At 62.1% G+C, this 543-nt stretch carries 1 protein-coding gene; it reads left to right on the top strand.

Translation table 11 applies throughout. The features are described from left to right. Positions 1-78: 78 nt before the first annotated feature. Positions 79-543: helix-turn-helix domain-containing protein (locus NKI31_RS31805; protein WP_352653456.1), on the top strand; the 465-nt coding region annotated here is incomplete at its 3' end.

Here is a 543-nt window from a genome sequence, read left to right as displayed (position 1 = left end):
TGTCCGAACCGGATAGATAGGTAACAGAATGGACCGATAGCATGGGTGACAGTTTTCTTGTCCGCCGGAGGACCGGCGATGGTTTGGCGAGAGACTGGCATCATGGACGAGCGGCTACGGTTTGTTGTGGAGTGTCTTTCTGGGGATGAGACGATGGTTGCGCTTTGTGCGGCCTACGGGATCTCACGCAAGAACGGCTACAAATGGCTAGGACGCTATCGGACGTTTGGGCCTGAGGGTTTGCACGACCTGCCGCGAGCCCCGCTCAATCATGGCCGGGCGACAGCTCAGGATCTGGTTGAGCGGATTGTGGCGGCCAAGGAGCTGCATCCGCTTTGGGGTCCAAAGAAGATCGTGGCACGGCTCAGGCGCACGGCTCCCGAGTTCATGTGGCCTTCAGCCTCGACGGTCGGCGCGATCCTTGCGCGGCATGGGCTTGTCCGCGCCCGCAAGCGACCCCGCCTGCGGGCCTGCGGCAATGGACCCTGGCCACAGCCGCAAGAACCGAACGCGGTGTGGACTGGCGATCACAAGGGCTGGTTC

It is taken from the genome of Mesorhizobium sp. M0659 (assembly GCF_040320605.1).
GTDB lineage: Bacteria > Pseudomonadota > Alphaproteobacteria > Rhizobiales > Rhizobiaceae > Mesorhizobium.
The sequence above is the reverse complement of the archived record's forward strand: the minus strand, read 5'-3'. Positions and strand labels throughout refer to the sequence as shown.